This is a genomic window from Pseudomonas sp. MIS38 (assembly GCF_019891575.1).
GTDB lineage: Bacteria > Pseudomonadota > Gammaproteobacteria > Pseudomonadales > Pseudomonadaceae > Aquipseudomonas > Aquipseudomonas putida_A.
Genome location: NZ_JAFLXF010000007.1, coordinates 179,038 through 193,290 on the forward strand (window position 1 = coordinate 179,038; position 14,253 = coordinate 193,290).

At 60.8% G+C, this 14,253-nt stretch carries 16 protein-coding genes; 10 read left to right on the forward strand and 6 right to left on the reverse strand.

What is annotated here, in order from left to right:
- Positions 1–48 precede the first annotated feature (48 nt).
- Positions 49–333 (forward strand): hypothetical protein, encoded by a 285-nt coding sequence (locus J1G18_RS11035; RefSeq protein ID WP_134785679.1) that lies wholly within the window; start codon positions 49–51, stop codon positions 331–333.
- Here J1G18_RS11035 and J1G18_RS11040 read toward each other — a convergent pair.
- Together J1G18_RS11040 and J1G18_RS11045 are read right to left on the reverse strand one after the other, a co-directional pair.
- On the reverse strand, positions 330–803 hold the full coding sequence (locus J1G18_RS11040) for a cyclic nucleotide-binding domain-containing protein (RefSeq protein ID WP_041070525.1): 474 nt from the start codon (positions 801–803) through the stop codon (positions 330–332). The genes J1G18_RS11035 and J1G18_RS11040 overlap by 4 nt on opposite strands.
- 206 nt (positions 804–1,009) lie before the next feature.
- Positions 1,010–3,064, reverse strand: coding sequence for a S9 family peptidase (locus J1G18_RS11045; protein ID WP_223007636.1), 2,055 nt, complete (start codon positions 3,062–3,064; stop codon positions 1,010–1,012).
- 236 nt (positions 3,065–3,300) lie between these two features.
- Here J1G18_RS11045 and J1G18_RS11050 point away from each other — a divergent pair, with 236 nt between their 5' ends.
- The 3 genes from J1G18_RS11050 to J1G18_RS11060 are packed head-to-tail and all read left to right on the forward strand — an operon-like array spanning position 3,301 to position 5,148.
- Complete coding sequence (locus J1G18_RS11050) at positions 3,301–3,798, forward strand: MFS transporter (RefSeq protein WP_086791999.1); 498 nt, start codon at positions 3,301–3,303, stop codon at positions 3,796–3,798.
- 16 nt (positions 3,799–3,814) lie between these two features.
- Entirely contained in the window at positions 3,815–4,591 is a 777-nt protein-coding gene (locus tag J1G18_RS11055; RefSeq protein WP_025110635.1) for a class II glutamine amidotransferase, read from the forward strand.
- 14 nt (positions 4,592–4,605) lie between these two features.
- Entirely contained in the window at positions 4,606–5,148 is a 543-nt protein-coding gene (locus J1G18_RS11060; protein ID WP_223007637.1) for a DUF2937 family protein, read from the forward strand.
- 144 nt (positions 5,149–5,292) lie between these two features.
- Here the strand turns inward: J1G18_RS11060 and J1G18_RS11065 are convergent, their stop codons facing one another.
- Positions 5,293–6,207 (reverse strand): LysR family transcriptional regulator, encoded by a 915-nt coding sequence (locus J1G18_RS11065; RefSeq protein ID WP_098967696.1) that lies wholly within the window; start codon positions 6,205–6,207, stop codon positions 5,293–5,295.
- A 158-nt stretch (positions 6,208–6,365) separates the two neighbouring features.
- Between J1G18_RS11065 and J1G18_RS11070 the strand changes: the two genes are divergently transcribed.
- From J1G18_RS11070 to J1G18_RS11085, 4 genes are all read left to right on the forward strand, one after another.
- Positions 6,366–7,652 (forward strand): MFS transporter, encoded by a 1,287-nt coding sequence (locus J1G18_RS11070; protein ID WP_096796615.1) that lies wholly within the window; start codon positions 6,366–6,368, stop codon positions 7,650–7,652.
- Positions 7,653–7,715: 63 nt separating this feature from the next.
- A complete protein-coding gene (locus J1G18_RS11075; protein ID WP_098967699.1) occupies positions 7,716–8,468 on the forward strand; it encodes a 5-oxoprolinase subunit PxpA in 753 nt (250 codons plus the stop codon).
- Positions 8,465–9,169, forward strand: a complete 705-nt coding sequence (locus J1G18_RS11080) for a 5-oxoprolinase subunit B family protein (protein WP_223007638.1) — start codon at positions 8,465–8,467, stop codon at positions 9,167–9,169. Before J1G18_RS11075 ends, J1G18_RS11080 begins: the two co-directional genes overlap by 4 nt.
- A complete protein-coding gene (locus tag J1G18_RS11085) occupies positions 9,166–10,089 on the forward strand; it encodes a biotin-dependent carboxyltransferase family protein (RefSeq protein ID WP_223007639.1) in 924 nt (307 codons plus the stop codon). The genes J1G18_RS11080 and J1G18_RS11085 overlap by 4 nt, the downstream gene beginning before the upstream one ends.
- A 92-nt stretch (positions 10,090–10,181) precedes the next feature.
- On the opposite strand, the gene J1G18_RS11090 is transcribed toward J1G18_RS11085, so the two are convergent.
- Together J1G18_RS11090 and J1G18_RS11095 are read right to left on the reverse strand one after the other, a co-directional pair.
- A complete protein-coding gene (locus J1G18_RS11090) occupies positions 10,182–11,360 on the reverse strand; it encodes a vWA domain-containing protein (protein ID WP_007969609.1) in 1,179 nt (392 codons plus the stop codon).
- 12 nt (positions 11,361–11,372) lie between these two features.
- Positions 11,373–12,218, reverse strand: a complete 846-nt coding sequence (locus J1G18_RS11095) for an AAA family ATPase (RefSeq protein WP_003222636.1) — start codon at positions 12,216–12,218, stop codon at positions 11,373–11,375.
- A gap of 202 nt (positions 12,219–12,420) precedes the next feature.
- Here J1G18_RS11095 and J1G18_RS11100 point away from each other — a divergent pair, with 202 nt between their 5' ends.
- Both J1G18_RS11100 and J1G18_RS11105 read left to right on the forward strand, forming a co-directional pair.
- Complete coding sequence (locus tag J1G18_RS11100) at positions 12,421–12,651, forward strand: DUF4160 domain-containing protein (RefSeq protein WP_097086717.1); 231 nt, start codon at positions 12,421–12,423, stop codon at positions 12,649–12,651.
- Positions 12,639–13,136 carry a helix-turn-helix domain-containing protein gene (locus tag J1G18_RS11105; RefSeq protein ID WP_223007640.1) on the forward strand — a complete coding sequence of 166 codons (498 nt, stop codon included), beginning with the start codon at positions 12,639–12,641 and terminating at the stop codon, positions 13,134–13,136. The genes J1G18_RS11100 and J1G18_RS11105 overlap by 13 nt, the downstream gene beginning before the upstream one ends.
- Here the strand turns inward: J1G18_RS11105 and J1G18_RS11110 are convergent.
- Positions 13,133–14,209 carry a DUF748 domain-containing protein gene (locus tag J1G18_RS11110; protein ID WP_115988004.1) on the reverse strand — a complete coding sequence of 359 codons (1,077 nt, stop codon included), beginning with the start codon at positions 14,207–14,209 and terminating at the stop codon, positions 13,133–13,135. The two genes, J1G18_RS11105 and J1G18_RS11110, sit on opposite strands and share 4 nt — an antisense overlap.
- Between the last annotated feature and the right edge of the window lie 44 nt (positions 14,210–14,253).

The window sequence follows — 14,253 nt, forward strand, 5'->3', positions numbered from 1 at the left end:
CCGTTGGGAGTAGCCTGAGCGCAGACTAAAGGCCAAACGGAGCCCTTGATGAAGCGCACCATTCTAACGGTCATTGCCCTGGCCGCGCTCTCGATTACTGCAGTGCAGGCGCAGCAGACCATTCCGGTCAGCCCGACGCCGCAACCCGGCTCGCCGGGAACCGCCACGCCGACCCCGTATCCGCAAATTACCCCGATCAGCGCACCGAAGGTCGGTGCCGGCAGTGGTAGCCCGCCGCTGGTGCCGATCGAAATGCCCAGCCCGCCGAGCAAGGATCAACCGGTGCCGGGCATCGAGCCGAGCGGCACCAAGGTCAAATCCCCCGGCGGTTAAACCTGTTGCGCCGCCAGTTGGCCGTCGGCCATGCGCAAACGTTTGGAGAGTGACACGGCAAGGGCGCGGATGATTTTCGCGGCGATCTTCGGCGCGTCGTTGAGCATTTTTTCCAGCGAGTCCTTGCCCAGGTTGAGCAACTGACAGTTGCTCGCCGCGACGCAGGTCGCCGAACGGCGCTCACCATCGAGCACCGCCATTTCCCCGAACGCCCGCCCGCTGCGCAGGGTGGCCATGGTGATGACCTGGCCGTCGGGGCCAGTCTTTTGCACCGCGACCTGGCCGGTGTGGAGGATGCACATGAAACTGCCGGCATCGCCCTCACGGAAGATCGCTTCGCCCTCGGCTACAGTGCTGATGCTGAAGTAGCCTGATGCCGCGGCAAAGTCCGCCAGTTGCAATTGATCGAACAGGCCACAGTCCATCAGCCAGTCGCGAATTTCGTTGTTCAGCAGGGTGGGTTCTGACATGTCATTGCGGTCTTTATTGTTTTCACGGTTTTCAGGCACTACACGAACCCCTGTGGGAGCGGGCTTGCTCGCGAATGCGGTGGTTCAGTCAATATCAGTGTCGACTGACCCACCGCATTCGCGAGCAAGCCCGCTCCCACAATGGGATTTGTGGTGTATCGACCACCGGGGTCTGGAATTAAGACCCAAGTGACCGACGGAGTTCCTCAGGCCAGGCCCAAAACCTTGAACACAAATGCATATTCGAGCGCTACGTCACGTAATCCCTGATAACGCCCGCTCATCCCACCATGCCCGGCACCGAGTTCGGTCTTGAGCAGCAGCAGGTTGTCGTCGGTCTTGGTCGCGCGCAGTTTCGCCACCCATTTGGCCGCTTCCCAGTACTGCACGCGACTGTCGTTGTAGCCGGCGATGACCAGGGTTGCCGGATAATCCTGCGCGGTGACATTTTCGTACGGTGCGTAGGCCTTGATCCGCTCGTAGACGTCCGGCTCTTCGGGGTTGCCCCACTCGTCGTACTCAGTGACGGTCAGCGGCAAGTCCGGGTCGAGCATGGTGTTGAGCACGTCGACGAACGGCACTTCGGCAATCGCCACGCCGAACAGATCCGGGCGCTGATTGAGCACCGCGCCAATCAACAAGCCGCCAGCGCTGCCGCCGCTGATCGCCAGTTTCTCGGCGGTGGTGATGCCGTTGAGGATCAGGAATTCGGCGCAGGCAATGAAGTCGCTGAAGGTGTTGTGCTTGTGTTCCTGTTTGCCGGCGCGGTACCACGCTTCGCCCAACTCGCCGCCGCCACGTACGTGGGCGATGGCGAAGGCCATGCCGCGATCCAGCAGGCTCAGGCGTGCGTGGGAGAACCACGGGTCGAGGCTGGAACCGTAAGCGCCATAACCGTACAGGTACAGCGGCACTGGTTTGCCGACCATCTCGCGTTTCATCACTAGACTGATCGGCACCTGCGTGCCGTCCGGCGCGGTAGCCCACAGGCGTTGGCTGACGTAGGCGTCGGCGTCGAACGGGCCGAGCACCGGGGTTTCTTTCAGGACGGTTTGCTCGCCGCTGGCCAGCAGCAATTGGCGCACCTGCGCCGGACGATTCAGCGCCTCGTAACGCAGACGGATGCGGTCGCTCTCGAACTCCAGACTGTTCTGCACATAGAGGCTGTAGGCCGCGTCCGGCAGTTGCACGCGATACGGCGTCTGGCCTTGCGGGTGAACTTCGATGATCGGCAAACCGCCTTCGCGCAGGCTCAGGGTCATGGCCGCGGTGTTCAGCGTCACGCCGTCGAGCATCACCGTGTCGCTGTGTGGGATCAGGTTCTGCCAGTCGGCTTCGCTCGGTACCGCACCGGTGTCCGGCGCCTGATACAGGGCGAAGTTGATGCCATCGCGGTTGGTGCGGATGAACCAGGTCCACACGCCATCCAGCGCACCGTGGTCGACGTCGTATTCATGATCCTCGACCCGTGGTGCCAGGCAGGTGAAGGGCAGATGCGGCTGATGCGCATCCAGTGCCCAGACTTCGCTGGTGGTCTTGCTGCCCAGGGTCAGCAGCAATTGCTGCTCGGAACTGGAGCGGTAGCAATGCAGGAAGAAGCGCCCGTCCGGCTCATGGAACACCTCTTCGGCGGCTGTGCCGTCGAGGCGATAGCGATACAGTTTGTGCGGGCGGTGAGTGTCGTCGAGCACGCCAAAGAACAGCGTCAGGCTGTCGTTGGCCCAGGTCATGCTGCCGTCGCAGTCTTCGAATTCCAGCTCGCTGACCTTATCGTTGGCCAGTTCCTTGACGAACAGCGTGTAGATCTCGTCGCCCGAGGCATCGACGCTGTAGGCCAGGCGCTGGTGGTCGGGGCTGATGCTGAACGCGCCGAGCGAGAAGAAACCGCCGTTGGCCAAAACGTTCGGGTCGAGCAGCAGTTGCTCGCGGCTTTCGTCGAGGGTCAGGCTGTCATCGGCCGGACGCGGGCAACGGTAATGGCGGGCGTACTCGTCACCCGCCGTGGTGCGCGTGTAATACAGATACGGGCCCCAAGGCGAGGGCAGGGACAGGTCGGTTTCGAGGATCCGGCCCTTGATCTCCTCGAACAGGCTCTCGCGCAGGCCGACCTGATCGGCGGTCTGTGCTTCCTGATAGGCATTTTCGGCCTTGAGGTAGTCGAGCACCGCGTCGGTGTCGCGTTCCTGCAGCCAGGCATACGGGTCGGAACCGGCTGCCTTGCGGGCGATCGGGGCGCGGATGACGTGGGCGGATTCGGGCATGGAAGGCTCTCGGACAATGTTCGGAATAAAGGTTTTCGCGGATCGTGAAACCGCCGCAGCACCTGTGGGAGCGGGCTTGCTCGCGAAGGCGTCCTGTCAGTAAAGACTTATTTGGCTGACACACTGCTTTCGCGAGCAAGCCCGCTCCCACAATGATTGCGGCGGGCCGTCTGGCATTGGGACAAGCCTGACGGGCGAAAAGTCGTTACTATAAGCGCCTCTTTGCCTGCCTTGCCATGGACACCATGACCGAGAACGACTATCTGATCGCCTGGGGCCTCTACGCCTTTGCCGCTGTGGGCTGCCTGTTGGTATGGATGCGCCTGACCCGCTGGATGTGGCGCTGGCTGCGCGAGCCGCTGCGGGTGCTGATGGCCGTGTTGCTGTTCAGCCCGACCATCATTGACCCGGTGAAAGCCAAGGTTGCACCGTCGATCGCCATCACCGCGCTGGACCTGGCCTTCAAGGTCGGCAACAACGCCTGGCGGGCGATTTCCGATCTGTTCATGTACGGCATGATTGCTTTCGGCATCTACCTGATTTTCGTGCTGATCCGCTTCCCGATCGAACGCGCCTCGCGCGCCCGCCGCGAGCAGGCCGAGGCGGCCAAAGCGGCGGCGCGTGCCGATGATCGCGACGACGATCAGCCGTTCGGCGCTGCCGGTGATGACCGTTACGGTCGCCCGCCATTGCCGAACAATCCGCAGCGCATGCGCGTCGAGCCGCGCCTGTAATCACGAGAGTCAGCACATGTGTGAACTACTGGGCATGAGTGCCAACGTGCCGACCGATATCGTGTTCAGCTTCACCGGCCTGATGCAGCGCGGCGGGCGTACCGGCCCGCACCGCGACGGCTGGGGTATCGCCTTCTATGAAGGCCGCGGCTTGCGTCTGTTTCAGGATCCGGCCGCGAGCAGTGAGTCGGAAGTCGCCAACCTGGTGCAGCGCTATCCGATCAAGAGCGAAGTGGTCATCGGCCACATTCGTCAGGCCAACGTCGGCAAGGTCTGCCTGTCCAACACTCACCCGTTTGTGCGCGAACTGTGGGGGCGCAACTGGTGTTTTGCGCACAACGGCCAGCTCGCCGATTTCACCCCGATCAAGAGTTTCTACCGCCCGGTGGGCGATACCGACAGCGAAGCGGCGTTCTGCGATTTGCTCAACCGCGTGCGTGCAGCATTCCCGGAACCGGTCGATATAGAAGTGCTGCTGCCGGATCTGGTCGCTGCATGTGCCGAATACCGCAGCAAAGGCGTGTTCAACTGCCTGCTCAGCGACGGCGACTGGCTGTTCTGCTATTGCTCGACCAAACTGGCACAGATCACCCGGCGCGCACCGTTCGGCCCGGCGCGGCTCAAGGATGTCGATGTGATCGTCGATTTCCAGGCGGAAACCACGCCCAACGACGTGGTCACGGTGATCGCCACCGAGCCTTTGACCGAAAACGAAACCTGGACCCGTTACGAACCGGGCCAATGGAGCCTGTGGCGACGCGGCGAATGCGTCAGCCAGGGCACGACCGAATAAAGGATCTCTCCCCGATGTTGCTCAGTTATCTACGGCTGGTGTTGTTTGCGGCGGGCCTGTTGATCGGTGTCCAGGTGCCGGGTTTCATCCACGATTACGCCAAACGCGTCGAAGCTCATCTGATCGAAGCGCAGACCGGTCTGCGCGGTTTTCAGGGCACCGCCGAGCAGTTCTTCAAGGGCGACTTGCAGGCGCTGGTCGCGCATTACCGCGCCAGTGATGACCCGGTATTTCGCAGCGATGCCGACAGCCTGAGCACCTTGCTCAACCGCCAGACAGCGCTGGATAAACAGTTCCAGGCGATGCAGGGCCCGTGGTACATCCGCTTCCTGCAAGTGGTGCTGGCCGCCGACCCGGACATTCGCAAGGAAACCTGGAACGGCTACAGCTACCAGATCCTGCTGACTCCGGAAGCGATGATCTGGGGCATGAGCGGCGCGTTGTTGCTGTCGTTCGGCATCGAGTGCCTGATTCGTCTGATTGACTGGGTGGTGCTCGGCGGCCGGCGTTTGCGCCAGAGCCGGCCGATTGAAGACCGCGACGTGCGCGGCTTGTAAGGCTGGCCAAATTCCGTGGCGAGGGGATTTATCCTCGATGGGGCGCGAAGCGGCCCTCAATGGTGTGTCAGATCAACCTGATTGCTCAGGTTTCAGGACTGCTGCGCAGCCCATCGGGGATAAATCCCCTCACCACAGGTGTGATTACTGAGTGAGGGTGATGTAGTTTTCACCGACCTTGCGCGCATACCCCGCCAGCACCTGCTGACACAACGTCACCATCTCCTCGACCCACTCCACGCCAACTCGCCACGACACCACCACCTGCAGATTCGGCGGTCGCAGGTCGATGTCGAGCAAAGTCAGTTCACCCCGCGCCAGTTCCTCGGCCACCAGCACCGGCGGCAGCACGCCAATCCCAAAACCATCGCGCAACAGCCGGGTGATCGCCGACACCGAATTCACGCAGTTCAGGCGCGGCGCCAACACACCGTTGGCCTGCATCAATGCCAGCAGATCCTGATGCGGTCGGGAGTTCTTCGAGTAGGTGATGATCCGCTCCTGCGCGAGTTCGCCGAGGTCAGCGTACTCGCGGTTGTAGATCGAATTGCTCGCAACGATCCAGCCCAGCGGATGGCTGGCCAGCTCAAGGCTGCGCACACTTTCGTGGCGCACCAGATCGGTTTGCAGAATGATGTCGAGAAAGCCTTTTTGCAGCTGATCGCAGAGGTTCAGCGAGGTATCCGCCACCAGCTCGATTTCCACCCGCGGATACAGATCGGTCATCTGCGCCACCAACGGGCTGAGCCAGGTGTGGATCACCGTGTCCATTACGCCGATGCGCACCCGCCCGACCTTGCTCGAACGGGTTTCGATCGATTGCTTGAGCGCCGACATGGTGTCGAGCATCTGCTCGGCATAATCCAGCACTTTCAGGCCTTCGGGCGTCAGGCTGACGCCGCGTGAATCGCGCAGAAACAGCTTCACCCCCAGCTCGCCTTCGAGCACCGCGATGCGGCTGGAAATCGACGCCTGGGTAGTGAACAGCTTGTCGGCGGTCAGGCGAAAACTCTTCAGCCGGGCGACCCAGACAAAGGTCTCGAGAAACTTCAGGTTCATGGCAACGGCTCGGGTGACAAATTTTTCTTATGCCTAAGGCGGGTTTTTATTCGTTGGACGCAGCAGGGCCGGGCGACGAAAAATCGGCGCATCCGGTTCCCACGATAGGCGTCGTCGGAACTTCGAACAAGACCAATAAAAGCCTGCGGAGACTTGCCATGCGTGCGCCCGACACCCTCGACCTCCCCAAGAACACGGCCCGCCCCGGACCGTTCGACTGGTATCGCAACATCAATCAGCAAGAGCGTCGCACCTTCTGGAGCTGCAAGATCGGCTATGGCCTGGACGGCATGGACACGCAGATGCTCAGCTTCGTGGTGCCGACCCTGATCGCCATGTGGGGCATCACCACCGGACAGGCCGGGCTGATTCACACCAGCACCCTGATCGCTTCGGCCATTGGTGGCTGGGTGGCGGGGATTCTCTCCGACCGCATCGGCCGCGTGCGCACCCTGCAACTGACGGTGCTGTGGTTCGCTTTCTTCACGTTCCTCTGCGGTTTCGCGCAGAACTACGAACAGCTGCTGATCGCCCGCACCCTGATGGGCTTCGGTTTTGGCGGCGAATGGACGGCCGGCGCGGTGCTGATCGGTGAAGTGATCCGCGCCAAGGATCGCGGCAAAGCGGTGGGCATGGTGCAGAGCGGTTGGGCCTTGGGCTGGGGATTGACGGCGATTCTCTATGCGCTGCTGTTCTCGGTGTTGCCGCCGGAAGATGCCTGGCGTGCGCTGTTCATTCTCGGCATCGTCCCGGCAATTTTCGTGATCTTCGTGCGGCGGCTCGTGAAAGACCCGGAAATCTATCGCGAAGCCAAGGCGGCGCAAACTCCGCAGAATCCGGCGAAGTTCTACGAGATCTTTGCCCCCGGCATGCTGTTCACCACGTTCCGTGCTTCCTTGCTGACCACCGGTGCGCTCGGCGGTTACTACGCAATCACCTCGTGGCTGCCGACCTTCCTCAAGAATGAACGCGGCTTGAGTGTGCTCGGCACTGGCGGGTATCTGGCGATGGTGATTGTCGGCTCCTACGTCGGCTATGTGATCAGCGCTTATCTGACCGATCTGCTGGGACGTAAAAAGAACTTCATCCTGTTTGCGGTCGGTTCGTTCACCATCGTCTTGCTGTACACGCAGATGCCGGTCAGCAACGGCGTGATGCTGTGGCTGGGCTTTCCGCTGGGCTTCTTTGCCTCGGGGATTTTCAGCGGCATGGGCGCGTTTCTCACCGAGCTGTTTCCAACGCGGATTCGTGGCTCGGGGCAGGGCTTCTGCTACAACATCGGTCGGGCGCTGGCGGCATTGTTTCCGCTGTTGATTGGTTTGCTGAGTCAGAAAGTCCCGTTGAGCGTGGGCATCGGTGCGTTTGCTGCGGTGTCCTACGGCGTGGTGATTCTCGCCGCATTGAGCCTGCCGGAGACCCGTGGCAAGCAACTGGATGCGCAGTAACTGATAACCTGCCGGGCAAGCGTCCTACAGATAAAAAGACCAGAAGCTACAGGAGTGTTCACCGTGAGCCGCCTGCTATTGAATTGTGATATCGGCGAGAGTTTCGGCAGCTGGACCATGGGTCTGGACGCCGAGGTCATGCCCTTCATCGACTGCGCCAACGTGGCCTGCGGTTTCCATGCCGGTGACCCGAGCATCATGCGCAAGACCGTCAGCCTGGCCCTGAGTCACGGCGTGCAGATCGGCGCGCACCCGGCCTATCAGGATCTGGTCGGTTTCGGCCGGCGTTCCATGGCCTATTCCGCGCAAGAGCTGCAAGACATCCTGCATTACCAGATCGGCGCGCTCGACGGCATCTGCAAGGCGCAGGGCGGGCGAGTCAGTTACGTCAAACCCCACGGCGCGATGTACAACGACATGATGGCCAACCCGGTGCAATTGCGGGCGGTGATTCAGGCCGTTGCCGCCTACGATCGCAGCTTGCCGTTGATGCTGATGGCCACCCGCGACAATTCAGCGGCGCAGCAACTCGGTGACGAATACGGCGTGACCCTGTGGTTCGAAGCCTTCGCCGACCGCGCCTACGACAGTGCAGGTCGACTGGTTTCGCGGCAACTGCCGGGCGCACTGCATCACGATCCAGAAAAAATTATCGAACAGGCCCTGACCATCGCCCGTGGCGGTGACCTCGTCGCCAGCGACGGCAGCGCATTGCAGTTGCAGGCCAACACCTTGTGCGTGCATGGCGACAACGCCAGTTCGGTGGCCGCCGTGCAGCGCATTCGCGAGGCCCTGAATCAGCAGAGCGCGCCATGAACCCAAGGATTGAAGTGGTGGCCCTCGACTGCCTGATGCTACGCCTGTTCGATGAAATTGCCGAATCCAACATGCCGTGGATGCTCGCCGCCAGTGAGCGCTTGCGCGCGGTGTTTGCCGCGCAGTTGATCGACTTGGTGCCGTCCTACACCACGTTGATGGTGCATTACGATCTGACCGCGCTGAGCCCGAGTCAGGCGCGTGAATTGATCGCAGAAGCGTTGATCGACCTGTCGCCAAATGCGCGCACCGGCGGCCAGTGCCATGTGTTGCCGGTCTGGTACGACCTGAGTGTCGGCCCCGAATTGAGCCTGCTGGCGCAGCGCAGCGGGTTGGCGGTGGAGGAGGTGATTCGTCGGCACAGCGCTCGCGAATATCAGGTGTTCGCCCTTGGCTTTGCACCGGGATTCGCCTTCATGGGACTGGTGGAAGAGGTGCTGGCGGCGCCACGTCTGGACACCCCGCGCAAAAAAGTTGCGGCCGGCAGCGTCGGTATCGCCGAGCGGCAGACAGCGGCTTATCCGGTGGTGTCCCCCGGCGGTTGGAACCTGATCGGCCGCACCCCGGCGAAACTGTTCGACCGTCATCGCGACGGCTACAGCCTGATGCAACCCGGCGACACCGTGCGTTTCGAAGCGGTGAGCCACGCCGAGTTCGTCAACCTGGGCGGCGATGACACGCCACTGGAGGCGCTGGCATGAGCCGACTGACGATTGAAGCCAGTACACCGCTGTGCCTGTTGCAAGACGCCGGGCGTTTTGGCGTGCGCCATTTGGGCGTGACCCAGGGCGGTGCCGCGGATTGGAGTTCGATGTGTTGGGGCAATTGGTTGCTCGGCAATGCGCTGGATCTGCCGGTGATCGAAATCACCCTCGGCGGGTTTGCCGTGGTGGCGCAGGAAGATTGCCTGCTGGCGCTGGCCGGCGCTGATCTTGGTGCGCAGATCGATGGGCAGGCGCTGGCGCCGTGGCGCAGTTTCAAACTGGGCAAAGGGCAAACATTGAAGTTTACCCAACCGCTGCTCGGCGCCCGGGCTTATCTGGCGGCGCCCGGTGGTTTCGATGCGCCGCAGGTGCTGGGCAGCAGTGCCACGGTGGTACGCGAAGAACTCGGTGGTCTTGATGGTATGGGGTTACCGCTGACCAAGGGCGCGACGTTGAGTTATCGCGGTGCGGTTCTGCAGGTGCGTGAAGTGCCGCTGGCGCATCGACCTGATCTGCGCCTCAACGCGCCGCTGGATCTGGTGCTTGGCGCACAGATCGGCCAGTTCAGCGGACAGAGTCTGTTCGATGTGTTCAACAGTCCGTGGACGCTGGACAGTCGCGCTGATCGCATGGGCATTCGGTTGCTGGGCAAGGCGTTGCAGTATCAGGGCCGGCCGATGATTTCCGAAGGCATTCCGCTGGGTGCGGTGCAGGTGCCGCCGGATGGACAGCCGATTGTGCTGCTCAATGATCGGCAGACGATTGGTGGCTATCCACGTTTGGGGGCGTTGACGCCGTTGGCGCTGGCGCGACTGGCGCAGTGTCTGCCGGGGGCGCAGGTGCGGTTGAGGCCGGTGTTGCAGGACGTGGCGCACCGGGAGCATTTCGAGTATTTGCAGCGCTTTCGAAATAGCTGAGAGCTTCGCGAGCAAGCCCGCTCCCATAGGGGAATGCATTCCAAATGTGGGAGCGGGCTTGCTCGCGAAGGGGCCATCACGGCTAACGAAGATTATTTCGACAGAAACCGCATCCCTTCCTCAAGCCCACGCAACGTCAGCGGATACATCTGATCCTCGATCAAATCGCGCACGATATTGGTCGACGAGGTGTAGCCCCAGGTGTCCTTCGGATAAGGATTGATCCAGATAAGCTTCTTGTACTTCTCCATGAAGCGCTGCATCCACAGGTAGCCCGGCTCTTCGTTCCAGTGCTCGACGCTGCCGCCGGCCTGGGTAATTTCGTAGGGCGCCATGGCGGCGTCACCGATGAAGATCACTTTGTAGTCGGCGCCATACTTGTGCAGCAGATCCTGCGTCGAGAAACGCTCGGACGTGCGGCGCAGGTTGTTCTTCCACACCGACTCATAAATGAAGTTGTGGAAGTAGAAGTACTCCAGATGCTTGAACTCGGTCTTGCAGGCCGAGAACAGCTCCTCGCAGATCTTCACGTGCGCGTCCATCGAGCCGCCGATGTCGAATAGCAACAACAGCTTCACCGTGTTGCGCCGTTCCGGACGCATCTGGATATTCAGCAGGCCGGCGTCCTTGGCGGTGTGGTCGATGGTGCCGTCGATGTCCAGCTCTTCAGCCGCACCCTGACGGGCGAATTTGCGCAGGCGACGCAGGGCGACCTTGATGTTGCGCGTGCCCAGTTCCACCGAATCGTCGAGGTTCTTGTACTCGCGCTGATCCCAGACCTTGACCGCTTTGCCCTGACGCTTGCCGGCGTCGCCGACCCGAATGCCTTCCGGGTTGAAGCCGCCGGAACCGAACGGGCTGGTGCCGCCGGTGCCGATCCATTTGTTGCCGCCGGCGTGACGTTCCTTCTGTTCTTCCAAACGCTTCTTGAACTCTTCAATCAGCTTGTCGAGACCACCCAGGGACTGGATCTGCGCGCGTTCCTCGTCGGTCAGCGAACGCTCGAATTCCTTGCGCAACCAGTCTTCGGGAATCAGCGCCTGCAAGTGATCGTCGAGCTTTTCCAGGCCATTGAAGTAGGCGCCGAACGCACGGTCGAACTTGTCGAAATGCCGTTCGTCCTTGACCAGAATCGCCCGCGACAAGTAGTAGAACTCGTCCATGTCGGCGAAGGTCACGCGCTGTTTCAGCGCGTTGATCAGGTCGAGCAGCTCGCGCACCGACACCGGCACCTTGGCGGCACGCATTTCATTGAACAGGTTGAGCAACATGGCATCAGCCTCTTAGCGAGAACCGCGACGGCTCATGAACGCCAGGCGCTCAAGCAACTGCACGTCCTGTTCGTTCTTCACCAGCGCACCGGCCAATGGCGGAATGGCCTTGGTCGGATCGCGCTCGCGCAGCACCGCTTCGCCGATGTTGTCGGCCATCAACAGCTTCAGCCAGTCGACCAGTTCCGAGGTCGACGGCTTCTTCTTCAGGCCCGGCACCTTGCGCACGTCGAAGAACACGTCCAGCGCTTCGCTGACCAGATCCTTCTTGATGTCCGGGTAGTGCACGTCGACGATTTTCTGCAGGGTGCTGCGGTCGGGGAAGGCGATGTAGTGGAAGAAGCAGCGGCGCAGGAAGGCGTCCGGCAGCTCTTTCTCGTTGTTCGAGGTAATGATGATAATCGGGCGCTTCTTGGCCTTGATGGTCTCGTCGATCTCGTAAACGTAGAACTCCATCTTGTCGAGTTCTTGCAGCAAGTCGTTGGGGAACTCGATGTCGGCCTTGTCGATTTCGTCGATCAGCAGAATCACCCGTTCTTCGGACTCGAAAGCCTCCCAGAGCTTGCCCTTCTTCAGGTAGTTGCGCACGTCGTGGACTTTTTCGTTGCCCAGTTGCGAGTCGCGCAGACGGCTAACCGCATCGTACTCGTACAGGCCCTGATGGGCCTTGGTGGTGGACTTGATGTGCCAGGTGATCAGCTTGGCGCCGAACGATTCGGCCAACTGCTCAGCGAGCATGGTCTTGCCGGTGCCGGGTTCGCCCTTGACCAGCAGTGGCCGCTCCAGGGTGATGGCGGCATTGACCGCCAGCTTCAGGTCATCGGTGGCGACGTAGGCCTGGGTGCCTTCGAACTTCATCTGCTAATCCTCGAACGGTAACGCCGACCTGCACGGGCAGGGCGGGGGCGAAAAAATCGGATGCCCCGACTATAACGCGCACCCCGGTCGACTGTGAACGCAGACGGCTTATTCAGTCTCTGAATGGGGCGTCACATGTTGACTCGGTTTCGGCCAGAGGCCAGTATTCAGGTATCGCCGATTTGGCGATAGCCTGTCGGGCATGACGACTAAATACCGATTTCGCGACAAATACCGCATTCAGTTACGTGAGAAGGATCACCCGCCACCCCATGTCCACTTGATCGGTGGCGGAGTGGACGTGATGCTGAGCCTTGAAACCGTCGAAGTCATGACGGGCAAGGCACCGCCGCTGATTATCAAGGAAGCGCTGGCTTGGGTTGCGGCTCATCAAGTGCAACTGCTGGAGGACTGGAAACGATGTTACCCATGAAAAGGCCTCGTCTGACGGCTGTGCAGGCACTGTCAGGTTTTCGATTGAAACTGACCTTTATTGATGGTCAGGATCTGACCCTTGACCTGAGCCGAGACATCCACGCTTATCCAGGTCTGCAACCATTGCTTGATCCCGAAGTGTTTGCGGCTGCGGCCCTTGACGACAATGGCTGGACGGTCGAATGGCTTGAGCCCGATATACAGATTGGCGCAGACACGCTTTATATGGATGCGCTGGCCCAAAACACTGTCGATGAAAACACTCGGATTTTCATCGATTGGCGTGCACGTACCGGACTCTCACTGAATCAGGCAGCCGAGGCGCTGGGTGTCAGTGCCCGCAGCATCAGCCGATACAGTAATGGGCGGGAGGCGGTGCCAAGGTCATTAGCCTTGGCTTGTCTTGGTTGGGACTCATTGCAGCAAAAGTCCACGCTGGCGGCTGAAGAATCTGGTCGATATGTCGTTAATCGTAAGAATTAGCCCGCATCCGGCTTCGGCCGCTCATACCGCGCATTGAAAGCCTGAATGAAGCCATTACGCAAAATCTGCAAAAACGCTTCGAACGCACTGATGTTTTGCTGATGCACGTTGCCACTGAGTTCGACCTTGGTGGCGAACTGATTCTTGGCCTGGTTCTTCAGCACGGTTTCCGTGCCGCCGACGATGGCCTCCCAGACTGAGCGGAAGATGCTCTTGTCCTTGTTCTCCACGTCCTGCTGCCAGTTGAACACTTCGACGTCGCGCAGCAGCGGTTTGATGTAGCCAGTGACCTGGGCTTTTTTCGCCTGGGCTTCGATGACCACGTCGCCGTGGCCGGCGTTGAAGTCGAACTTGCCGTAGGCCGAGGCGAAGTCGTTCATGCTCTTGAGTTCGATGTCGCGGGCGCGCAGGCGGAACTGGAAGTCCTCGAAATTGCTCAGCGGATCGAAAGTGGCCGTGGTTTCCAGTGGTGCGTGGCCGAGCAGCTTGGCCTTGCCTTCGAAGCGGGCATCGCGCTTGCCCTGTTTATCGACCACGTTGGTCAGGTTGTAGATGCTCGCCTCGACGTTGCTGGCGTTCATGTTGACCGGCGGTTTGGAGTTGAAATTGCGGAAAGTGATCTTGCCGTCGTGGATCTGCACCTCGTCGAGAGTGATCGGCAGCAACTTGCCCAGTTGCGCCCGCCAGTCGGTGCCTTTACCAGTCTGCGAGTTCTGCTTGTTGGGGCCGCCATCGACGAAGTTGATCTCGGGATTGAAGAATTGCACCTGCGCCACCACGGCATGGTCGTACCACAGCGAATGCCAGCTGACCGCCAGATCGATCACGGGCGCGTTGACGAACGGCACCGGCACCTTGCCGTCGACCTTGACGATCTTCAGGCCGTTGATCCGGTAGGCGCCGCGCCACAGGGCCAGATCGACGTCGGTGACCTGGCCGCGGTAGTCACCCATGTCGGCCAGTTTGCCGTTCAGGTAATCGCGCACCACGTAGGGCAGGGCGATGTGCAGGGCGATCAGCAGCACAACCACGACGGCAAAAATCCCTATTGGCCAGCTATAACGACGCTTCATGGCAACAATTCCCGAACGATGTAAGCGATTGACTGTGGCGCGGC

What these genes read in the sequence shown, in the direction of transcription:
- J1G18_RS11035 (WP_134785679.1), top strand. Translation starts at nt 49, where the DNA reads ATGAAGCGCACCATTCTAACGGTCATTGCCCTGGCCGCGCTCTCGATT.
- J1G18_RS11040 (WP_041070525.1), bottom strand. Translation starts at nt 803, where the DNA reads ATGTCAGAACCCACCCTGCTGAACAACGAAATTCGCGACTGGCTGATG.
- J1G18_RS11045 (WP_223007636.1), bottom strand. Translation starts at nt 3,064, where the DNA reads ATGCCCGAATCCGCCCACGTCATCCGCGCCCCGATCGCCCGCAAGGCA.
- J1G18_RS11050 (WP_086791999.1), top strand. Translation starts at nt 3,301, where the DNA reads ATGGACACCATGACCGAGAACGACTATCTGATCGCCTGGGGCCTCTAC.
- J1G18_RS11055 (WP_025110635.1), top strand. Translation starts at nt 3,815, where the DNA reads ATGTGTGAACTACTGGGCATGAGTGCCAACGTGCCGACCGATATCGTG.
- J1G18_RS11060 (WP_223007637.1), top strand. Translation starts at nt 4,606, where the DNA reads ATGTTGCTCAGTTATCTACGGCTGGTGTTGTTTGCGGCGGGCCTGTTG.
- J1G18_RS11065 (WP_098967696.1), bottom strand. Translation starts at nt 6,207, where the DNA reads ATGAACCTGAAGTTTCTCGAGACCTTTGTCTGGGTCGCCCGGCTGAAG.
- J1G18_RS11070 (WP_096796615.1), top strand. Translation starts at nt 6,366, where the DNA reads ATGCGTGCGCCCGACACCCTCGACCTCCCCAAGAACACGGCCCGCCCC.
- J1G18_RS11080 (WP_223007638.1), top strand. Translation starts at nt 8,465, where the DNA reads ATGAACCCAAGGATTGAAGTGGTGGCCCTCGACTGCCTGATGCTACGC.
- J1G18_RS11085 (WP_223007639.1), top strand. Translation starts at nt 9,166, where the DNA reads ATGAGCCGACTGACGATTGAAGCCAGTACACCGCTGTGCCTGTTGCAA.
- J1G18_RS11090 (WP_007969609.1), bottom strand. Translation starts at nt 11,360, where the DNA reads ATGTTGCTCAACCTGTTCAATGAAATGCGTGCCGCCAAGGTGCCGGTG.
- J1G18_RS11095 (WP_003222636.1), bottom strand. Translation starts at nt 12,218, where the DNA reads ATGAAGTTCGAAGGCACCCAGGCCTACGTCGCCACCGATGACCTGAAG.
- J1G18_RS11100 (WP_097086717.1), top strand. Translation starts at nt 12,421, where the DNA reads ATGACGACTAAATACCGATTTCGCGACAAATACCGCATTCAGTTACGT.
- J1G18_RS11105 (WP_223007640.1), top strand. Translation starts at nt 12,639, where the DNA reads ATGTTACCCATGAAAAGGCCTCGTCTGACGGCTGTGCAGGCACTGTCA.
- J1G18_RS11110 (WP_115988004.1), bottom strand. Translation starts at nt 14,209, where the DNA reads ATGAAGCGTCGTTATAGCTGGCCAATAGGGATTTTTGCCGTCGTGGTT.